Source organism: Flavobacterium alkalisoli (genome assembly GCF_008000935.1).
Lineage (GTDB): Bacteria > Bacteroidota > Bacteroidia > Flavobacteriales > Flavobacteriaceae > Flavobacterium > Flavobacterium alkalisoli.
In genome coordinates, this window is the sequence record NZ_CP042831.1 from 3677476 (window position 1) to 3694449 (window position 16974).

The window sequence follows — 16974 nt, forward strand, 5'->3', positions numbered from 1 at the left end:
CCGTGAAAGTTTTTTTTAAGTAAAGTGACAAGGGAAAAGGGAAAAGGGAAAAGGGACTCCTATATACATAATAGTGTGGTATTCTTTACTCCTGTATAATATATATAGGAACAACACCCCTACTCTATTATATATATAGTGAATCATTACTTAATTAGAATGTTCATCGTAGTAGCGTACTGCCAGATATATATTTTCGAAGCTAAGGAAACCTGATTTAAAACATTTGAGAACATCGGGTTTATCTGCAAATAGTTTATTAAGCAAATCAAGCCAGTCTTCGTCCATTCGTAAAAGATGCATTTCTTTATCTTTTTCTATAAAATAACACGTACCCTGATGACCGGTAGCATATCCATAAAGTTTCAAACCCTTACCTTTATATAGTAACAACAGCCAATCTTCTTTTGAATCCAATGTTTCTACTTTAGGCTTATCCCTGTACTCATATATATACTGACCTCTTTTATACACCAAACCAACTTCTCCCTTAAACTTTATTTTCTTTCCCTGTTTAGGGATAATATAGCGGGAACCAAGCAAAGGTTCATGTACATCTCCATATATAGTGTCGTTATTTTTTACAATATAATCGTTCTGCGCACTATCTAAGGAGTCCTTTTTAGCTTTCAGCCCGGTATAGATACCATCTTTTGGTTCTTTATTAATAGTTACATAGCCATTATATCGATAACCTTTTAAATTATCAGCTTCATATCTGGTATAGGACCCTGTCCCATCATTACTTATTTTTAAGATATAAGCCTTAAACAATTCTTCTTTTACAGCTCCATATATAGTATCTCCGTCTTTTGTTATCACATAATCTAAAAAGAAGCCATCCATATATCCGTTTGACTGCTGAGCGTAACTGGCTTCGGCAGAAACAAACAATGAGAAAACAATAATTATTTTCTTTAACATCATAATTGCAAGACTAAAGATTGTTTTAATCTAAAAAGCTAAGATCAAAAAGGTAGCTGTTTAGGTGTTTATTACAGTATATAGTTATTTCTTTTTGAATATACAGTTTAATAAGAAGTGTTTCCCTGTCAAAAGGCAGGTTATCTACCTTAAATGTTTTTGTTGTACCATTAGCTTTAGCTTTCGCTTCGATATTATAATATTTATTTTGTGTTGCAGTTTGGGCATTACGGCAATCCAATAAGGAATTTAGCCCCTGAGACCTGTATCCGTTTGATGATGGTTTTACAGAATAACTCTTCTTTTCCTTAACCTTACAATCATCAAAAGTGACGGTTATTTTAATACTATCCTCTTTAATATACGCTTCACGCCTCAATCTATCATTCTTTTGGAATACTGAATATTTAAGTTGTAATACATAAACCCATAAACATAACAGACAAACTCCTCCTATAATAAACCATAGAATATAATCTCCGCCTGTAATATTTAAAGATAAAATATACATATACTTATTCTTTTCCTCTCATCTTTAAACTTTTTTCTTCATCGTCATAATATGTTGAAGAATGCAATAAATCCTTTTTTACAAATATCTCATCACCTTCTATTACATAATCAGCTTTTAATTCTTTAAGAAAAAACTCAAATGCCTCACAACATTCATTAGGTGGATTGCAAATAATAATTTCATCGCGTCTTGACCTTGTCAATCTATATGACAATTTACCACGATCTTCAATTTTTAAAGCTTCAAGAACCCTGTCAAAGTCATCGGTAATTAAATACCCTCTCCTATCCAGGTAATTAACAATATCCTGATAGGTATACTTAGTTTCCATTGTTTCATTACCTATTGCCAAGTATTCTTCATGTTCTCCATATTCCATTAAGAAAGACACTGAATTACTCATAGAGAACTCATCTTTTATTATATCATATACTGCCGGCCCCGGAACGCCTACATAATAAAACCCCAAAGTTTTCATTAATTCAAAATCTGCCGGTCTTATAAAGACAAATATTTTAAGCTCACTTTTTATTTCTATACAATCATTAATATAAAAATCAGCCCTGCTACCTCCGCATTCTGAGATAAAAAACTCTTCAGCTCTTTTTATTAAAGTGTCATCCATATATTCTGAAATAAACTCAAATATAAAAAATAAACCCAAGCATACTCCCTTCCCAAATCACACCACATGCTTTTCATATTTAATAATTAACGGTATGTAAAATTTTCAATCCTGTAAATACATACTAATATTATGTTAAGCAATGTCTTACAATTTTATAAGCTGTAAGAATTTACTAATTTTAGGCATTCTCACTTTTAAAGCATTTAAAAATGAGGCAAAACAATATAAAGACCTCCCGCAACTACTCCTTATATATAGGAGTTACCCTTGCGGTTAGCACATTTGGTATATTTATGAGTTGCAACGATAAATTTGTTGAGAGCCAAACCGTATTTGACCTTCCTGTGGATAAAACCATGCAGGAACTTTTAGCTGGTTATGATACCGATGGTGATAAGAAAATAACAAAAGACGACGCGCCTAACAAAGACTACTTTATGGTAAGTACTAAAGGCGACACCGTTATTATAAGGAACACCTATTATTTATCTAACCTTTTACAGGAGCTTGCCATTGCACACGAAAATGCGCAGGAAAGCGCCCTTATAACCTTAAGACAGATTCAGGAACCTCCTGCCGAACGCATTTCGCGCCGCATACGTACCCAGTTTTGGGACGACCTTACCCGAACAATAGACGAAAACGGCATTAACCGTATTACGGACGACGATAAAATGCATGACGAACGCAGGCGTATTTACGTTCCGTATGATGATAATGTAGGGATTGCTTACTTTAAGAACCTACAGAAAAAAATGCCCAATCTTGATGTGGTAGTCCTACCTAAAGAGATTACGGCAGAATATGTACAGTCCATTAATAACAATCCGGGAATATTAGCCCTAAAGATTGAGAATAACAAAGGAGTGCCCTTTGTTGTTCCCGGCGGAAGGTTTAACGAAATGTATGGCTGGGACAGTTATTTTGAAGGCATAGGCCTTATTATAGACCACAGACTTGACCTTGCCAAAGGCATGGTAGACAATTTTTGCTATCAGATAGAGCATTACGGTAAGATTCTTAATGCTAATAGATCGTATTACTTAACGCGTACGCAACCGCCTTTTCTTTCCTCTTATATAAGAGAGGTGTACAGTGCCATGCACCCTAAAGATAAAAAATGGCTGGAAGAAAGTCTGCGTACAGCCATAAAGGAGTATGAAAATGTATGGATGCACGGTAAACGCTATACTCCCGAAACCGGACTTAACCGTTTTTATGCCGGAGGGATAGGCATACCTCCCGAAACAGAACCCGGACATTTTAAGGCGGTATTACAGGAATATGCCGACAAGTATAACATGTCGGTTTCAGAATTTGAAGAACAATACAAGGCAGGCACTATAAAAGACAGCCTTTTAGACCGCTATTTTGTACACGACCGTACCCTCCGCGAAAGCGGCCACGACACCAGCTGGCGACTGGACAATATAGCTGCCGACCTGAATTGTGTTGATATTAATGCACTCCTATATAAATATGAGAAGGATTTTGAGTTTTTAATAGGCACCTATTTTAAGGACAGCTTTACCGTAAACGGAAAAACCTATACTTCGTCTTACTGGAGTGAAAAGGCAGAAAACCGCAGGGAACTGATGCAAAAATACCTGTGGGATGAAAATGCGGGCTGCTATTTTGATTACAACTTTAAAAAGAATGAAATTACCGATTATATGTCGGCGACAAATTTCTTCCCTTTATGGTCTGGGTTATGCACCCCACAGCAGGCTCGTAAAATGGTTCCGGTACTTATGAGCGAACTTAAAGCCAAAGGCGGTATTCTTGCCTCTTCTAAAGCTTCCCTTGAAAAATATAAAACCAACGATGTACAGCGACAGTGGGACTACCCTAACGGATGGGCTCCGCATCAAATGCTGCTCTGGAAAGGACTTATAAATTACGGTTACGAAAATGAGGCCCGCGAACTGATTTACCGCTGGCTCTGGACCATTACCCAAAACGCCGTGGATTACAACGGTACTATTCCTGAAAAATATGACGTGGTAAACACCACCCATAAAGTATATGCGGAGTATGGTAATGTAGGTACCGAGTTTGCTTATATAACCAAGTCGGGGTTTGGGTGGATGAATGCGTCCTATCAATACGGGCTATCACTATTACCACAGGAGTACATTCAAAAACTGGATAATCTTGAAAATCCGGATGTGGTTTTTGGGGAGTAATAAATAGTAGTGTAAAATAATAATTCCATTAACTTTTCTTACACCCGTTTGGTAATTTAAAAATTAGATTAACTTTGAAAGTATAATCAAAAACCAAATTACCATGAATGATGCGCATTTTCACCTTATTGTAAACCACATGCCTATTATTGTCCCTATTATAGGATTACTTGTAATGATTGGCGGATTTATTTCTAAGTCGGAAGCAGTTAAGCGTGCTGCTTACTTTATTTTTATACTTGCAGCAGTTTGTGCACTGCCGGCAATGGCTTCGGGCGAAGGTGCCGAAGAAATTGTAGAACACATGCCGGGTGCCGATCATCATTTAATTCATGAACACGAAGAGTTAGCCGAAACGCTAGCCATGCTTTGTTATATACTGGGCGGACTTAGCCTTGTAGGGCTTTGGGCAAGCTTTAAAAAGAAATCGTTTGGCAATATCGTTTCTGTAATAGTATTAGTATTTAGCGTTGTAGTTATTTACTTCGGTTACCAGACAGGTACAAGTGGTGGCGAAATTACTCACGAAGAAATTAGAGCCGACTTTAAGGTTGAAGAACACGAACATCATGACCATGAGGGACACGACCACGAAGGTCACGATCATTAAGATATAGTTTATAAAACAAAAATCCCCGCTCAATTGAGCGGGGATTTTTGTTATCATTTAAATAATACCTTATAGATACAGATCTCTCCATTACACTGCGTTTCGGTCGAAATGGAAAACATATGTTCTCTAAATGAAATTTGTTCCATTTCGACCTTGTGGAGAAATCTCAAATTTCATTATTCAAAAATCTCCAATCCGGGTTAACCTCATTAATCAGATTTTCTTTTTTACTTCTACTCCATTTTTTAAGTTGAGTCTCTCTGTCAATCGCTGCCTGAACTTCCGTATAATGTTCCCAATAAATAAGGTTAAAACATTTATATCTTGCCGTAAAAGATTTTGAATGCGCTTCAGGGTATTGATGAAAATGCAACCTGTCTTTTAAATCGGTTGTAAACCCTATATATAATACACTCTTACTTTTATTCGTAAGAATATAAATATAATAGTTGTGTTTATCAACAGTTTGAAACATATCCAAATGTAAGGATTTTACCTAGATTTCTCCACTACACTGCGTTTCGGTCGAAATGGAAAACATTAATTCGTAAAATAAATTTTAAGATTTCTCGATTTCGCTTCGCTACACTCGAAATGGAAGACACACCTTCTCTCCAAACAAATCTGTTCCATTTCGACCTTGTGGAGAAATCTCAAATTTCAACTTTTTAAATATTTAAATTTAGTATTAAATTCCACAAAATCTAATTACTTACTATATTGCCTTTGTATAGTTAATACGCTATATTTGCATTCTATAAATTTTTAATAATGATAAATATTACATTACCGGACGGTTCAGTCAAGAAGTTCGACGCAGGGGTAACTCCCCTGGATGTTGCCATGAGCATTAGTGAGGGATTAGCAAGAAACGTGATTTCTGCATCTTTTAATGGTACAACAGTTGAAACCAAGACCCCGCTGACGACCGACGGTTCATTAATATTATATACCTGGAACGATAAAGAGGGTAAAAAGGCTTTTTGGCACTCTACTTCTCACGTTTTAGCACAGGCTCTACAGGAAATGTATTCTGGCATCAAGCTTACTATTGGCCCTGCTATAGACAATGGTTTTTATTATGACGTAGACTTTGGCGAGCATACCATTACCGATAAGGACTTTAAAGCTATTGAAGACCGCGTGCTGGCCATTTCCAGAGAAAAACACGAGTTTAAAATGCGTTCTGCCACTAAAGCAGAAGCACTTGAATTTTATAAAAATGAGAACAACCCTTATAAGGTTGAGCTTATAGAAAACCTTGAAGACGGTACCATCACTTTTTGTGATCACGCTACTTTTACCGATTTATGCCGTGGAGGACACATTCCTAACACCGGTATAATTAAGGCTATGAAGATTATGAGCGTTGCCGGTGCCTACTGGAGAGGTGACGAAAAGAACAAACAGCTTACACGTGTATACGGTATATCTTTCCCTAAACAGAAAGACCTTACCGAGTACCTTGAGCTGCTTGAAGAGGCTAAAAGACGTGACCACAGGAAACTGGGTAAAGAGCTTGAGCTTTTTGCGTTCTCATCTAAAGTAGGACAGGGATTACCTTTATGGTTACCTAAGGGCGCTGCCCTTCGTGACCGTTTAGAGCAGTTCCTTAAAAAGGCGCAGAAGAAAGCAGGATATGAGCAGGTGGTTACTCCGCACATAGGGCAAAAAGAGCTTTATGTAACATCGGGCCACTATGCAAAATATGGTGCAGACAGCTTCCAGCCTATCCACACTCCAAACGAGGGTGAGGAATTCTTACTAAAACCAATGAACTGTCCGCATCACTGCGAGATATACAATACAAAACCATGGTCTTACAAAGACCTTCCTAAGCGTTATGCTGAGTTTGGTACTGTATACCGTTATGAGCAGAGTGGTGAGCTTCACGGCTTAACACGCGTTCGCGGATTTACTCAGGATGATGCACACATCTTCTGTACTCCGGATCAGCTTGACGAAGAGTTCAAAAAAGTAATCGACCTTGTACTGTATGTATTCAGTTCACTTGGTTTTGAAAACTTTAGCGCACAGATTTCATTAAGAGATCAGGAAAACAGGGAGAAATATATAGGTAGCGACGAAAACTGGGAAAAAGCAGAAAATGCTATTATTAACGCAGCTAAAGACAAAGGCCTTAACACTGTGGTTGAATATGGCGAGGCTGCGTTTTATGGGCCGAAGCTGGACTTCATGGTAAAAGATGCATTAGGCAGGCAGTGGCAGTTGGGTACTATCCAGGTAGACTACAACCTTCCTGAGCGTTTTGACCTGACTTACAAAGGTGCCGATAACGAACTTCACCGTCCGGTTATGATTCACCGTGCGCCGTTTGGATCTATGGAAAGATTCATCGCAATTTTGCTTGAAAATACAGCCGGAAACTTCCCGCTTTGGTTAATGCCGGAGCAGGCTATCATACTGTCTCTTAGTGAGAAATATGAAAATTATGCTAAAAAAGTTTTAGATTTGCTGGAAAATCACGAAATTCGCGCCCTAATTGATAACCGAAACGAGACAATTGGTAAGAAAATACGTGAGGCCGAAGTTAAAAAGCTTCCGTTTATGCTGATTGTAGGTGAGGAAGAAGAAAAGAATGGTACGATTTCTGTACGTAAACATGGCGATGCAGGTAAATCGAACCAAACAATGACAATTGAAGAGTTTGCTTCTTTAGTAAAAGAAGAAATAAATAAGACACTAAAAGCATTCTAAGTTTAACTTAAAATTTTATAGCCATAGCAATAAGAAACAACAGAGGTTACCAACCTCGAGTAGAAAAAAAAGATCCTCACAAAATTAACAAGGAAATCAGAGTTCCTGAAGTAAGACTTGTGGGCGAAAATGTAGAAACGGGAGTATACAGAACATCTCAGGCCCTTCAAATGGCTGAGGAACAGGAACTGGATTTGGTAGAAATTTCGCCAAACGCAGCGCCGCCTGTATGCAAGATAATGGATTATAAGAAGTTTCTTTACGAGCAAAAGAAACGCGATAAAATGCTTAAGGCAAAATCTTCACAAATTACAGTGAAGGAAATTCGTTTCGGACCTCAGACTGATGAGCACGATTACGAGTTTAAAAGAAAAAATGCCGAGAAATTCCTGAAAGAGGGTTCAAAGCTAAAAGCTTTTGTATTCTTTAAAGGACGTTCTATTATATACAAAGAACAGGGACAGATTCTTTTATTAAGGCTGGCTCAGGATCTTGAAGAGTATGGTAAAGTAGAATCTATGCCGGTACTTGAAGGAAAAAGGATGATAATGTTTATCGCTCCTAAGAAAAAGAAATAAGACTGTAAAGTCTAATAGTCATAAGGTCGAAAGTCTAAAGCAGGGGCTTGTTATTTACAACAGGCTTATTACTTTATGACTTTCGGCTTTAAGGCTAAAAAAAAAGTAGTAAGTAAGATAATTTAATACAGGAAGAAAATGCCTAAAATGAAAACTAAATCCAGTGCCAAAAAGCGCTTTAAAGTGACAGGTTCTGGTAAAATCAAAAGAAAGCACGCTTTCAAAAGTCACATCCTGACTAAAAAATCTAAAAAGCGTAAGCTAGCTCTAACTCACTCTACTCTTGTTCACAAGACAGATGAGAGAAGCGTAAAAGAGCAATTAAGACTTATCTAATATTTATTTAAGTCCGGTTAAAACAATTTAATAACCCTGGAGTATGGCTTTAAGTTTTCTTTATATAAAGGAACGCCTACTACAAAAAAACATTTAAAATTATGCCAAGAGCAGTAAATTCAGTTGCTTCAAGAGCTAGAAGAAAAAGAGTATTGAAGCAAGCCAAAGGATTCTTTGGAAGACGTAAAAACGTTTGGACAGTAGCTAAAAACGCGGTTGAGAAAGCAATGGCTTACTCTTACCGTGACAGAAAACAAAAGAAGAGAAACTTCCGTGCATTATGGATCATGCGTATTAACGCTGGTGCAAGACTACACGGTATGAGCTACTCTCAATTCATGGGTAAAGTTAAAGCTAACGGTATTGAACTTAATCGTAAAGTTCTTGCTGACCTTGCTATGAACCACCCTGAAGCTTTTGCAGCTATCGTTAATAAAGTTAAATAATTTACGTAAAACAATATATATCTTACTTACACAAAAAACCCGCTCAATGAGCGGGTTTTTTATTGATGTTATATTGTCAAAACATTATGTTTTAAGTTTCTTTTTCCTTGCTGCAGGGAACAGTACATTATTAAGAATTAGCCTGTAACCCGGTGAATTAGGATGCAGGTCCAAAACCGTAGGTGCATCACCTACCCGGTGCTGGTAATCTTCCGGGTCATGCCCTCCGTAAAAGGTAAACATTCCTTTCCCTTTTGTACCGTGAATGTATCTTGCTTCTCCGTTTTGCAGGTTCTGCCCCATAATCAATACATTTGATTTGATTAAGTTCTCGTCAAACGATGTCGTTTGCCCCATAAAGCCTTTTACAAGCTGTGTATGGTTTTGGCAAAGCATGGTAGGGATTGGGTCCCATTTAGCCGAATACTCCATCAGGGTAAAGTAGTCGTTATCCATAAGCACCTTGCGTTTGGTAGTCATATCAATATCGGAGAATTCATAAACTATAGGATTACGCTCTAAGGTATAATCCTTAAAAGCAAATGTTTTGCTGTAATCTATTCTCGACTGATAATTAGGATCGCTAGGATCATTATCAAACATAGGTTCGCAAATATCCACTCCTTCTGCCGAAAGCGCAATATCAAAACTATCAGTTGCAGAACACATAGCAAACATAAAGCCACCGCCTATTACATAGTCTCTTATCTTATCGGCAACCGCCATCTTTTCTTCCGACACCTTGTTGTATCCCAGTCTGGCAGCCAGTTCTTCCGCCTCCTTCTTCTGCTCTATATACCACGGCGCGTTACGGTATGCTCCAAAAAACCTACCGTATTGCCCTGTAAAGTCTTCGTGGTGCAAATGCAGCCAGTCATATAGTAAAAGGGCATCATTAAGCACTTCCTCATCATAAATAGTCTCAAACGGAATCTCGGCGTAAGTAAGCACCAAGGTTACAGCATCATCCCACGGTTGTTTTCCCGCCGGGGTATATACCGCAATCTTAGGTGCTTTTTCAAGAATAACGGTCTCCATATTTTGAGACGGACTGCTAATTTCATCCTGAATGGCATTAGCCTGCGCGTCTGACAGTATTTCAAAACTAACCCCTCTTATCTGGCATTCGCGCCTTATCTCCTCGGCATCCGGAAGCAAAAAAGAGCCTCCTCTGTAATTAAGCAGCCAGCTTGCCTTATAATTCTTCTCTAAAACCCAATAGGTTATCCCGTAAGCCTTTAAATGGTTTTGTTGGGACGTCTCATCCATTGGGACTAAAATCATAGAGGCACGCCCTAAAAACGGCGTTAAAAGAAATAATAAGAGTATGTAGTGTTTTTTAAGAAGCATTTTTAAAGCAGATTTTATTCAAATATAAGGCAAAAACAAGGTTTTGCACAGCTATTTCTTTTTCTTTTTGGCAGAAGCTTTTGCCAACGGATTGTATTCCAAACACAGGTTAATCCAAAAGTTAAGGTTATCCCTGCCTGCTATGGCGTTGTTTTCAACATACACAAAACCTTTATATGGCTTACCTTTCATTTCCATAGCCCTGCAACCGGGTTTCTCCACCATTTCCTCATGAATTAACGGGTTAATGCGGCACATTATTTCGTCGTTGCTTACACAAATACACATTTTACCGTTTACCATAAAGGCAACCCCGTTAAACATTTTCTTTTCTTCCACATCCGGATTGGGCGGCAAGGCCAGTAATAAAAGCCCCCTTACCCTATCCATTAAAATTGCATCGGCCGGCATACCTGTTTTTATTGCCAATTTACAATATTAATATGATTATCAGAAAATTACGTATATAAAAAAAGTGCATCGACTGATGCACTCTATATCTTATTTGTGGTTAACTAATATTCCCCTGTCCCAGGCTCTTCAACCGTAACGTGCTCTGCACCGTTTACTTCAATTTCCAATAGGGACAACTCTTCTTCTGTTTGGGATTTAAATAAATCGTTCTGCATATCTGTATGGGGTTAATTGGTTACTTATTATTTAGAACGGAACATCGTCATCATCATGCGCTCCTCCTCCGCTGTTCATGTTACTGCCAAAAGCATCGTTTGCCGAAGGCAGGTTTTTAATAAACGACGTACTGTCGTTATCATTCATACTTGACGGCAGCTCATCAAACGGCGAACCGAAATCGTCAAGGTTATCAAACTTACCTAAACTACCGACGAATTTAAGCCTGATGTTATCCAGTCCACCGTTACGGTGCTTAGCCACGATAAACTCAGCCTGACCTTGTGTTGGTGATCTTTCCTCATCATCCCATTCATCAATCTTATAGTATTCAGGTCGATAAATAAACGATACGATATCCGCATCCTGCTCAATCGCACCCGATTCCCTAAGGTCAGACAGTAAAGGTCTTTTACTCGATCCCCTGGTCTCTACCGCACGCGATAGCTGCGACAGTGCAATAACCGGAACGTTAAGCTCTTTTGCCAGCGCCTTAAGGTTTCGTGAAATGGTTGATATCTCCTGCTCACGGTTACCTCCGTTCTTTCCGGCAGCACCTCCGGCAGTCATCAGCTGAAGGTAGTCGATAATAATCATCCTGATACCATACTGCGATGCAAGTCTTCTTGCTTTTGCCCTAAGGTCAAAAATAGAAAGCGATGGTGTATCGTCTATATATAATGGTGCTTTTTCAAGGTTCTTAACCTTAATACTTAGCTGTTCCCATTCGTGCTTTTCAAGCTTACCGGTACGCAGCTTTTCTGAAGAAAGTCCTGTTTCACTCGAAATCAAACGTGTAATAAGCTGTACCGAAGACATCTCCAGCGAGAATACCGCAACACCGTGGTTAAAATCGATTGCAATATTACGCGCCATAGAAAGTACGAATGCGGTTTTACCCATACCGGGCCTTGCCGCAATAATGATAAGGTCACTGGGCTGCCATCCCGATGTAAGCTTATCAAGGTCATGAAAGCCGGTAGCAACACCACTCAAACCTTCTTTGCCCGCAATTTCCTCAATACGTTTCTTTGCCTGTATAACTAAGCTTTGTGCCGTTTCAGAACTTCTTTTAATGTTACCTTGGGTAACTTCATACAGTTTAGATTCTGCCTGGTCTAACAGGTCAAAAATATCTGTTGTCTCGTCATAAGCCTCTTCAATAATCTCACTTGAGATTTTAATAAGGCTTCGCTGAATGAATTTTTGTAAAATGATTCTTGAGTGAAACTCAATGTGAGCCGAAGACGATATCTTTTGCGTAAGCTGAATAAGATAAAAATCTCCGCCGGACAAATCCAGTTTTCCGTTCTTTTTTAACTGAGCGGACACTGTTAATAAGTCAATTGGCTGTGTGTCGTTAAATAACTGTACGATGGCCTCAAAAATGTTCTTGTGGGCCTCCTTATAAAAGGCATCGGGCTGTAATATATCTATTACCTCGTCTACACCTTTTTTATCTATCATCATGGCACCTAAAACAGCCTCCTCAAGGTCCAGCGCCTGCGGTGGGAGCTTGCCTTTCTCTAAGTTGATAATAGCAGTTTTATCAACTTTTACCGGGTTTACGTTCCTGATGTTTTCCATAGTGCTAATGTAATTAAATTTAAAATGGATGAGTTAAGCAATTGTTAAGAAGCCTATGTTAACAAACTGTTGATAAACAGTTAACTAATTGTTTATAACCTAAAAAAAATCCGAAGCGGCAAGGCTTCGGATTCATTATGCCGTTAAAACAAGGTTATTCTTTAAATTCCCCCATTTTACTATACTTATCCATCCTTTGCGCAACAAGTTCCTCTGTTGATAAGTCTTTCAATTCATTATATCCTTTTAAGATGTACTCCTTAACGCTCTCAAAAGTAGTTGCTCTATCGTAGTGAGCACCACCCAGCGGTTCAGGAATAATATCATCAATAAGGTTTTGTTTCTTCATGTCGTAAGAAGTAAGCTTAAGTGCCTCAGCAGCCTGCTCTTTATACTCCCAGCTTCTCCATAAGATTGAAGAACAAGACTCAGGAGAAATTACAGAGTACCATGTGTTTTCTAACATGTACACTTTATCTCCCACACCTATACCAAGTGCCCCACCAGAAGCACCCTCTCCTACTATAACGGTAATAATAGGTGTTTTAAGGCGTACCATCTCAAAAATATTTCTTGCAATAGCTTCACCCTGTCCTCTTTCTTCAGCCTCAAGCCCTGGGTATGCACCCGGAGTATCTACTAAAGTAACTACAGGAATACCAAACTTCTCAGCCATTTTCATAAGACGTAATGCCTTACGGTACCCTTCTGGGTTAGCCATACCAAAGTTTCTGTATTGCCTTGTTTTTGTGTTGTAACCTTTTTGCTGACCAACAATCATGAATGACTGACCGCCTATTTTAGCTAGTCCGCCTACCATTGCTTTATCATCTTTAAAGCCGCGGTCACCAAAAAGTTCTAAGAAAGTACCTTCAGCCAGCGCATTGATATGATCCATAGTATACGGACGGCTTGGGTGTCTTGAAAGCTGAACCCTTTGCCACGCTGTAAGGTTCTTGTATATAGTCTTTTTTGTTTCTTCTAGTTTTTTCTCGATTTGCTTACATGTATTAGATACATCCACATCCGATTCCTGACCAATAATAGTACACTTATCTAATTGGTCTTCAAGCTCTTTAATCGGAAGCTCAAAATCTAAATATTCCATAGTACAGGCAGATTTTTAAAGTTTGTTCGAACTACAAAGATAGAACTTTACCTTAAGAATGAAAGAATTAAATCTCTTTAAGTTTCTTTTTAGGGTAATTCTTTATTACACCATTGAGTATCACTGTAGTAAGTATAATAGCCGCACCAAAATAAAATGCGGAGCTCATGTGCTCATTGTCTTTAAATACTATTAATGCAAGAATTATCCCATATATAGGTTCCATGTTAATGGTAAGCATTACCGTATAAGGGCTTAAAAACTTCATCACTTTTACCGAAGCAATAAAAGCATACGCCGTACAGAAGGTAGCCAGTACAATTAGCCATGTCCAGTCTTGCGCTGTAAGTACAAAAAACTCTGTAGTAAAGCTTCCTGCAAACAGCAAGTATACCGAAAGGAAAAACACACCTCCCAACAGCTCCCAAAAGGAAACCTGTGTAGCATTATATTTTACAGCATACTTACCGTTTATAACCGAGAAGGTAGCTGAAAGAAAAGCCGAAGACAATGCCAGTAATATTCCGTACAGGTAGTCACCCTCAAAACTGAATATTATATAAAGTCCGCCAATAACAAAAAGGCCAAACAGCACCTCATACCATATAACTTTCCGTCCGTACAGCAACGGTTCCAAAAGCGAGGTAAAGAAAGCGCCTGTAGAAAGGCAGGCCAGCGTTACCGATATATTAGAGACTTTTATCGCCTTAAAAAAGGTAAACCAGTGCATGGCTATAATTAATCCGGCAAATAAAAAACCAGCCAGGGTTTTCCATTCTACTTTTAAGGATGTTTTTGTAAAACGCGCATATAAGTATACCAGAATTACGGCAATACCCATTCTATACCAAACCAGCGGTAAGGCATCGAGCGTAATAAGCTTACCTATAACAGCGGTAAAGCCCCAAATAAAAACTATGAAATGGAGATGTAAATAACTCCTTAATTTATCGCCTAGCATTGCGTAAGAGGAATATAGCTAAAATACCAAAAGTTACATTAGGGAACCATACTGCCAATAACGGAGGGATGCTCGATTTCTCGGCCATGGTACCAAATACCTTATCAAAAAACACAAAAGTAAACGCCAGTGCAATACCCAGTGCCAGGTTAACCCCCATACCTCCCCTGCGTTTCATGGAAGATACAGCTACGGCAATAATAGTAAGAATAAATGCCGATACCGGAATACTGTATTTTTTATACTTTACAACCAGATAACTGTTTATATTACCCGATCCTCTTTTCTTTTCCTTATCAATAAACTTATTAAGTTCACCAAGTGTCATTGTCTCTGCTACATATATTACCGGAGTAAGCTCATCCGGCTCAAAAGAAAGCTTCATAACCTTTTGCGGCTCACTCTCTAGCTTATCGTTCATTTCCCCAACAGTCCTTTTATTGTAACCATAAAGAAGATATGTACTGTCTTTAGGATTCCAGGTAATGGTGTTGGCATTAATTTTTGACACCAACTTTTCACCCTTAAAGGTTTCAAGATTAAAGTTAGAGCCTGAGTTTTGTATGTAGTTAAAAGTACCTACATATATATACTGTGTATCGTTAATCTGTTTATACACCTGCTCGTTTTCCCTAATTTTAGGATTATTCTTTAAATAAGTATACCTAAAGTCGTTAAAACCCTTACTTGCCTTAGGTACAAAAAACACACCCATTACAAGTGCCAGTAATGATATAATTGATGCACCTATAATATAAGGCCTTAAAAATCGCATGAAAGAGATTCCCGACCCCAACACAGCAATAATCTCTGTATTATTCGCCAGTTTTGAAGTAAACCAGATAACCGAAAGGAACAGGAATATAGGGAAAAGCATATTGGCAAAATACAGGGTAAAATCGCCATAATAACCGGCAACTTCTGCAAAAGGCACATTTTTAGCCAGTATTTTATTGATTTTCTCCGATACGTCTATAACAATCCCTATGGGAATAAACATAAGCAGCATTACAAAAAATGTTGCCAGGTATCTTTTTAAAATGTACCAGTCTATTATCTTCACTCCGGTGCTTTTCTTTAATTAATGGTTATAGCCTCTGGCTCATTTGTTTTACCATTTTGTCTTTCCACTCACGGAAATCTCCTGCTAAGATATGCTTTCTTGCCTCACGAACCAACCACATATAAAAACCTAAGTTATGTATGGTTGCGATTTGTTTACCAAGAAACTCATTAGCTGCAAAAAGGTGCCTTAAATAAGCTTTAGTGTATTCGGTATCTACAAAAGTGATGCCCATTTCGTCAATAGGAGAAAAATCATCTTCCCATTTTTTGTTTTTGATGTTAATGGTACCGTTTGCCGTAAACAACATACCGTTACGGGCATTACGGGTAGGCATAACACAGTCAAACATATCTATACCAAGGGCAATGTTTTCTAATATATTAATAGGTGTACCTACACCCATAAGGTAACGTGGCTTGTCTTCCGGAAGTATATTACAAACCACCTCGCTCATTGCATACATTTCTTCCGCAGGCTCCCCTACCGATAATCCTCCGATGGCATTACCTACAGCTCCGGCATTTGCAATATATTCTGCCGATTGCGCCCTAAGGTCGGTATAAGTACTACCCTGAACAATTGGGAAAAATGCCTGATCGTAACCGTATTTTACCGGAACTTTTTCAAGATGCGCAATACAACGATCCAGCCAACGGTGTGTCATATGCATAGAACGTTTTGCATAACGGTAATCACAAGGGTATGGCGTACACTCGTCAAACGCCATGATAATATCGGCACCAATGGTACGCTGAATTTCCATTACGCTTTCCGGTGAAAAGAAATGGTAAGAACCGTCAATATGTGATTTGAATTTAACTCCTTCCTCTTTAATCTTCCTGTTACCTGATAATGAATATACCTGATAACCACCGCTATCGGTAAGTATATTCCTGTCCCAGTTCATAAACTTATGAAGTCCGCCTGCTTTTTCAATAATCGGGGTTTGCGGGCGAAGGTATAAATGGTATGTGTTGCCTAAAATAATATCAGGATTAATATCATTTTTAAGTTCGCGCTGGTGTACCCCCTTTACGGTTGCCACTGTACCTACCGGCATAAATATAGGAGTCTCTATAGGGCCGTGATCGGTAGTGATAAGTCCTGCTCTGGCTTTAGTCTGAGGATCTTTGGTAATTAAATCAAATTTCATATTCCGTTTTTACAAGGCGCAAAGATAGGCAATAGATATGAGATTTTTGTACAGGAAAATAAGATATGAAACAGCATAAACAACTTATAGAAAACAAACAAAAACAAGTGCAAAAATATTACCTTTTTGAACCTGTTTACTGAAACTATATTTTCAGGATAATAACATACATATAA

Annotated in this window: 17 protein-coding genes; 6 read left to right on the forward strand and 11 right to left on the reverse strand. The window is 38.3% G+C overall.

The window, feature by feature from the left end:
* Positions 1–150: 150 nt before the first annotated feature.
* From FUA48_RS16665 to FUA48_RS16675, 3 genes are read right to left on the reverse strand one after another with little or no spacing between them, the layout of a single operon-like run.
* Positions 151–927 carry a hypothetical protein gene (locus tag FUA48_RS16665; RefSeq protein ID WP_147584584.1) on the reverse strand — a complete coding sequence of 259 codons (777 nt, stop codon included), beginning with the start codon at positions 925–927 and terminating at the stop codon, positions 151–153.
* Positions 928–949: 22 nt separating this feature from the next.
* Positions 950–1435, reverse strand: coding sequence for a hypothetical protein (locus FUA48_RS16670; protein WP_147584586.1), 486 nt, complete (start codon positions 1433–1435; stop codon positions 950–952).
* Between the two features lie 4 nt (positions 1436–1439).
* Positions 1440–2063, reverse strand: a complete 624-nt coding sequence (locus tag FUA48_RS16675) for a hypothetical protein (protein WP_147584588.1) — start codon at positions 2061–2063, stop codon at positions 1440–1442.
* 212 nt (positions 2064–2275) lie between these two features.
* Between FUA48_RS16675 and FUA48_RS16680 the strand changes: the two genes are divergently transcribed.
* Together FUA48_RS16680 and FUA48_RS16685 are read left to right on the forward strand one after the other, a co-directional pair.
* Positions 2276–4252: a trehalase family glycosidase gene (locus FUA48_RS16680; RefSeq protein ID WP_147584590.1), complete on the forward strand. Its 1977-nt coding sequence runs from the start codon at positions 2276–2278 to the stop codon at positions 4250–4252.
* 103 nt (positions 4253–4355) lie between these two features.
* Positions 4356–4862 (forward strand): hypothetical protein, encoded by a 507-nt coding sequence (locus tag FUA48_RS16685; RefSeq protein WP_205729423.1) that lies wholly within the window; start codon positions 4356–4358, stop codon positions 4860–4862.
* A 169-nt stretch (positions 4863–5031) separates the two neighbouring features.
* Here the strand turns inward: FUA48_RS16685 and FUA48_RS16690 are convergent, their stop codons facing one another.
* Positions 5032–5340 (reverse strand): GIY-YIG nuclease family protein, encoded by a 309-nt coding sequence (locus tag FUA48_RS16690; protein ID WP_147584592.1) that lies wholly within the window; start codon positions 5338–5340, stop codon positions 5032–5034.
* A gap of 296 nt (positions 5341–5636) precedes the next feature.
* On the opposite strand from FUA48_RS16690, the gene thrS reads away from it, so the two are divergent.
* The 4 genes from thrS to rplT all read left to right on the forward strand — a co-directional run bounded on the left by thrS (position 5637) and on the right by rplT (position 8943).
* The gene (gene thrS / locus FUA48_RS16695) at positions 5637–7583 is read left to right on the forward strand and encodes a threonine--tRNA ligase (RefSeq protein ID WP_147584593.1); all 1947 of its coding nucleotides are present in this window, start codon (positions 5637–5639) and stop codon (positions 7581–7583) included.
* A gap of 23 nt (positions 7584–7606) precedes the next feature.
* Positions 7607–8161: a translation initiation factor IF-3 gene (gene infC / locus FUA48_RS16700; RefSeq protein WP_394349209.1), complete on the forward strand. Its 555-nt coding sequence runs from the start codon at positions 7607–7609 to the stop codon at positions 8159–8161.
* Between the two features lie 138 nt (positions 8162–8299).
* A complete protein-coding gene (gene rpmI, locus FUA48_RS16705) occupies positions 8300–8497 on the forward strand; it encodes a 50S ribosomal protein L35 (protein ID WP_129752451.1) in 198 nt (65 codons plus the stop codon).
* 101 nt (positions 8498–8598) lie between these two features.
* A complete protein-coding gene (gene rplT / locus FUA48_RS16710) occupies positions 8599–8943 on the forward strand; it encodes a 50S ribosomal protein L20 (protein WP_129752450.1) in 345 nt (114 codons plus the stop codon).
* A gap of 84 nt (positions 8944–9027) precedes the next feature.
* Here the strand turns inward: rplT and FUA48_RS16715 are convergent, their stop codons facing one another.
* The 7 genes from FUA48_RS16715 to tgt form a co-directional block, all read right to left on the reverse strand.
* On the reverse strand, positions 9028–10293 hold the full coding sequence (locus FUA48_RS16715) for an asparagine synthetase B (protein ID WP_147584596.1): 1266 nt from the start codon (positions 10291–10293) through the stop codon (positions 9028–9030).
* Between the two features lie 51 nt (positions 10294–10344).
* On the reverse strand, positions 10345–10722 hold the full coding sequence (locus tag FUA48_RS16720; RefSeq protein ID WP_240732504.1) for a TfoX/Sxy family protein: 378 nt from the start codon (positions 10720–10722) through the stop codon (positions 10345–10347).
* Between the two features lie 231 nt (positions 10723–10953).
* Positions 10954–12510: a replicative DNA helicase gene (gene dnaB, locus FUA48_RS16725; protein ID WP_147584598.1), complete on the reverse strand. Its 1557-nt coding sequence runs from the start codon at positions 12508–12510 to the stop codon at positions 10954–10956.
* 154 nt (positions 12511–12664) lie between these two features.
* Positions 12665–13618 (reverse strand): acetyl-CoA carboxylase carboxyltransferase subunit alpha, encoded by a 954-nt coding sequence (locus FUA48_RS16730; RefSeq protein ID WP_147584600.1) that lies wholly within the window; start codon positions 13616–13618, stop codon positions 12665–12667.
* A gap of 67 nt (positions 13619–13685) precedes the next feature.
* Positions 13686–14579, reverse strand: coding sequence for a DMT family transporter (locus FUA48_RS16735; protein WP_147584601.1), 894 nt, complete (start codon positions 14577–14579; stop codon positions 13686–13688).
* Entirely contained in the window at positions 14566–15642 is a 1077-nt protein-coding gene (locus tag FUA48_RS16740) for an LptF/LptG family permease (RefSeq protein ID WP_147584603.1), read from the reverse strand. The genes FUA48_RS16735 and FUA48_RS16740 overlap by 14 nt, the downstream gene beginning before the upstream one ends.
* A gap of 25 nt (positions 15643–15667) precedes the next feature.
* Complete coding sequence (gene tgt, locus FUA48_RS16745; protein WP_147584605.1) at positions 15668–16798, reverse strand: tRNA guanosine(34) transglycosylase Tgt; 1131 nt, start codon at positions 16796–16798, stop codon at positions 15668–15670.
* Between the last annotated feature and the right edge of the window lie 176 nt (positions 16799–16974).

What these genes read in the sequence shown, in the direction of transcription:
- FUA48_RS16665 (WP_147584584.1), bottom strand. Translation starts at nt 927, where the DNA reads ATGATGTTAAAGAAAATAATTATTGTTTTCTCATTGTTTGTTTCTGCC.
- FUA48_RS16670 (WP_147584586.1), bottom strand. Translation starts at nt 1,435, where the DNA reads ATGTATATTTTATCTTTAAATATTACAGGCGGAGATTATATTCTATGG.
- FUA48_RS16675 (WP_147584588.1), bottom strand. Translation starts at nt 2,063, where the DNA reads ATGGATGACACTTTAATAAAAAGAGCTGAAGAGTTTTTTATCTCAGAA.
- FUA48_RS16680 (WP_147584590.1), top strand. Translation starts at nt 2,276, where the DNA reads ATGAGGCAAAACAATATAAAGACCTCCCGCAACTACTCCTTATATATA.
- FUA48_RS16685 (WP_205729423.1), top strand. Translation starts at nt 4,356, where the DNA reads ATGAATGATGCGCATTTTCACCTTATTGTAAACCACATGCCTATTATT.
- FUA48_RS16690 (WP_147584592.1), bottom strand. Translation starts at nt 5,340, where the DNA reads ATGTTTCAAACTGTTGATAAACACAACTATTATATTTATATTCTTACG.
- thrS (WP_147584593.1), top strand. Translation starts at nt 5,637, where the DNA reads ATGATAAATATTACATTACCGGACGGTTCAGTCAAGAAGTTCGACGCA.
- rpmI (WP_129752451.1), top strand. Translation starts at nt 8,300, where the DNA reads ATGCCTAAAATGAAAACTAAATCCAGTGCCAAAAAGCGCTTTAAAGTG.
- rplT (WP_129752450.1), top strand. Translation starts at nt 8,599, where the DNA reads ATGCCAAGAGCAGTAAATTCAGTTGCTTCAAGAGCTAGAAGAAAAAGA.
- FUA48_RS16715 (WP_147584596.1), bottom strand. Translation starts at nt 10,293, where the DNA reads ATGCTTCTTAAAAAACACTACATACTCTTATTATTTCTTTTAACGCCG.
- dnaB (WP_147584598.1), bottom strand. Translation starts at nt 12,510, where the DNA reads ATGGAAAACATCAGGAACGTAAACCCGGTAAAAGTTGATAAAACTGCT.
- FUA48_RS16730 (WP_147584600.1), bottom strand. Translation starts at nt 13,618, where the DNA reads ATGGAATATTTAGATTTTGAGCTTCCGATTAAAGAGCTTGAAGACCAA.
- FUA48_RS16735 (WP_147584601.1), bottom strand. Translation starts at nt 14,579, where the DNA reads ATGCTAGGCGATAAATTAAGGAGTTATTTACATCTCCATTTCATAGTT.
- tgt (WP_147584605.1), bottom strand. Translation starts at nt 16,798, where the DNA reads ATGAAATTTGATTTAATTACCAAAGATCCTCAGACTAAAGCCAGAGCA.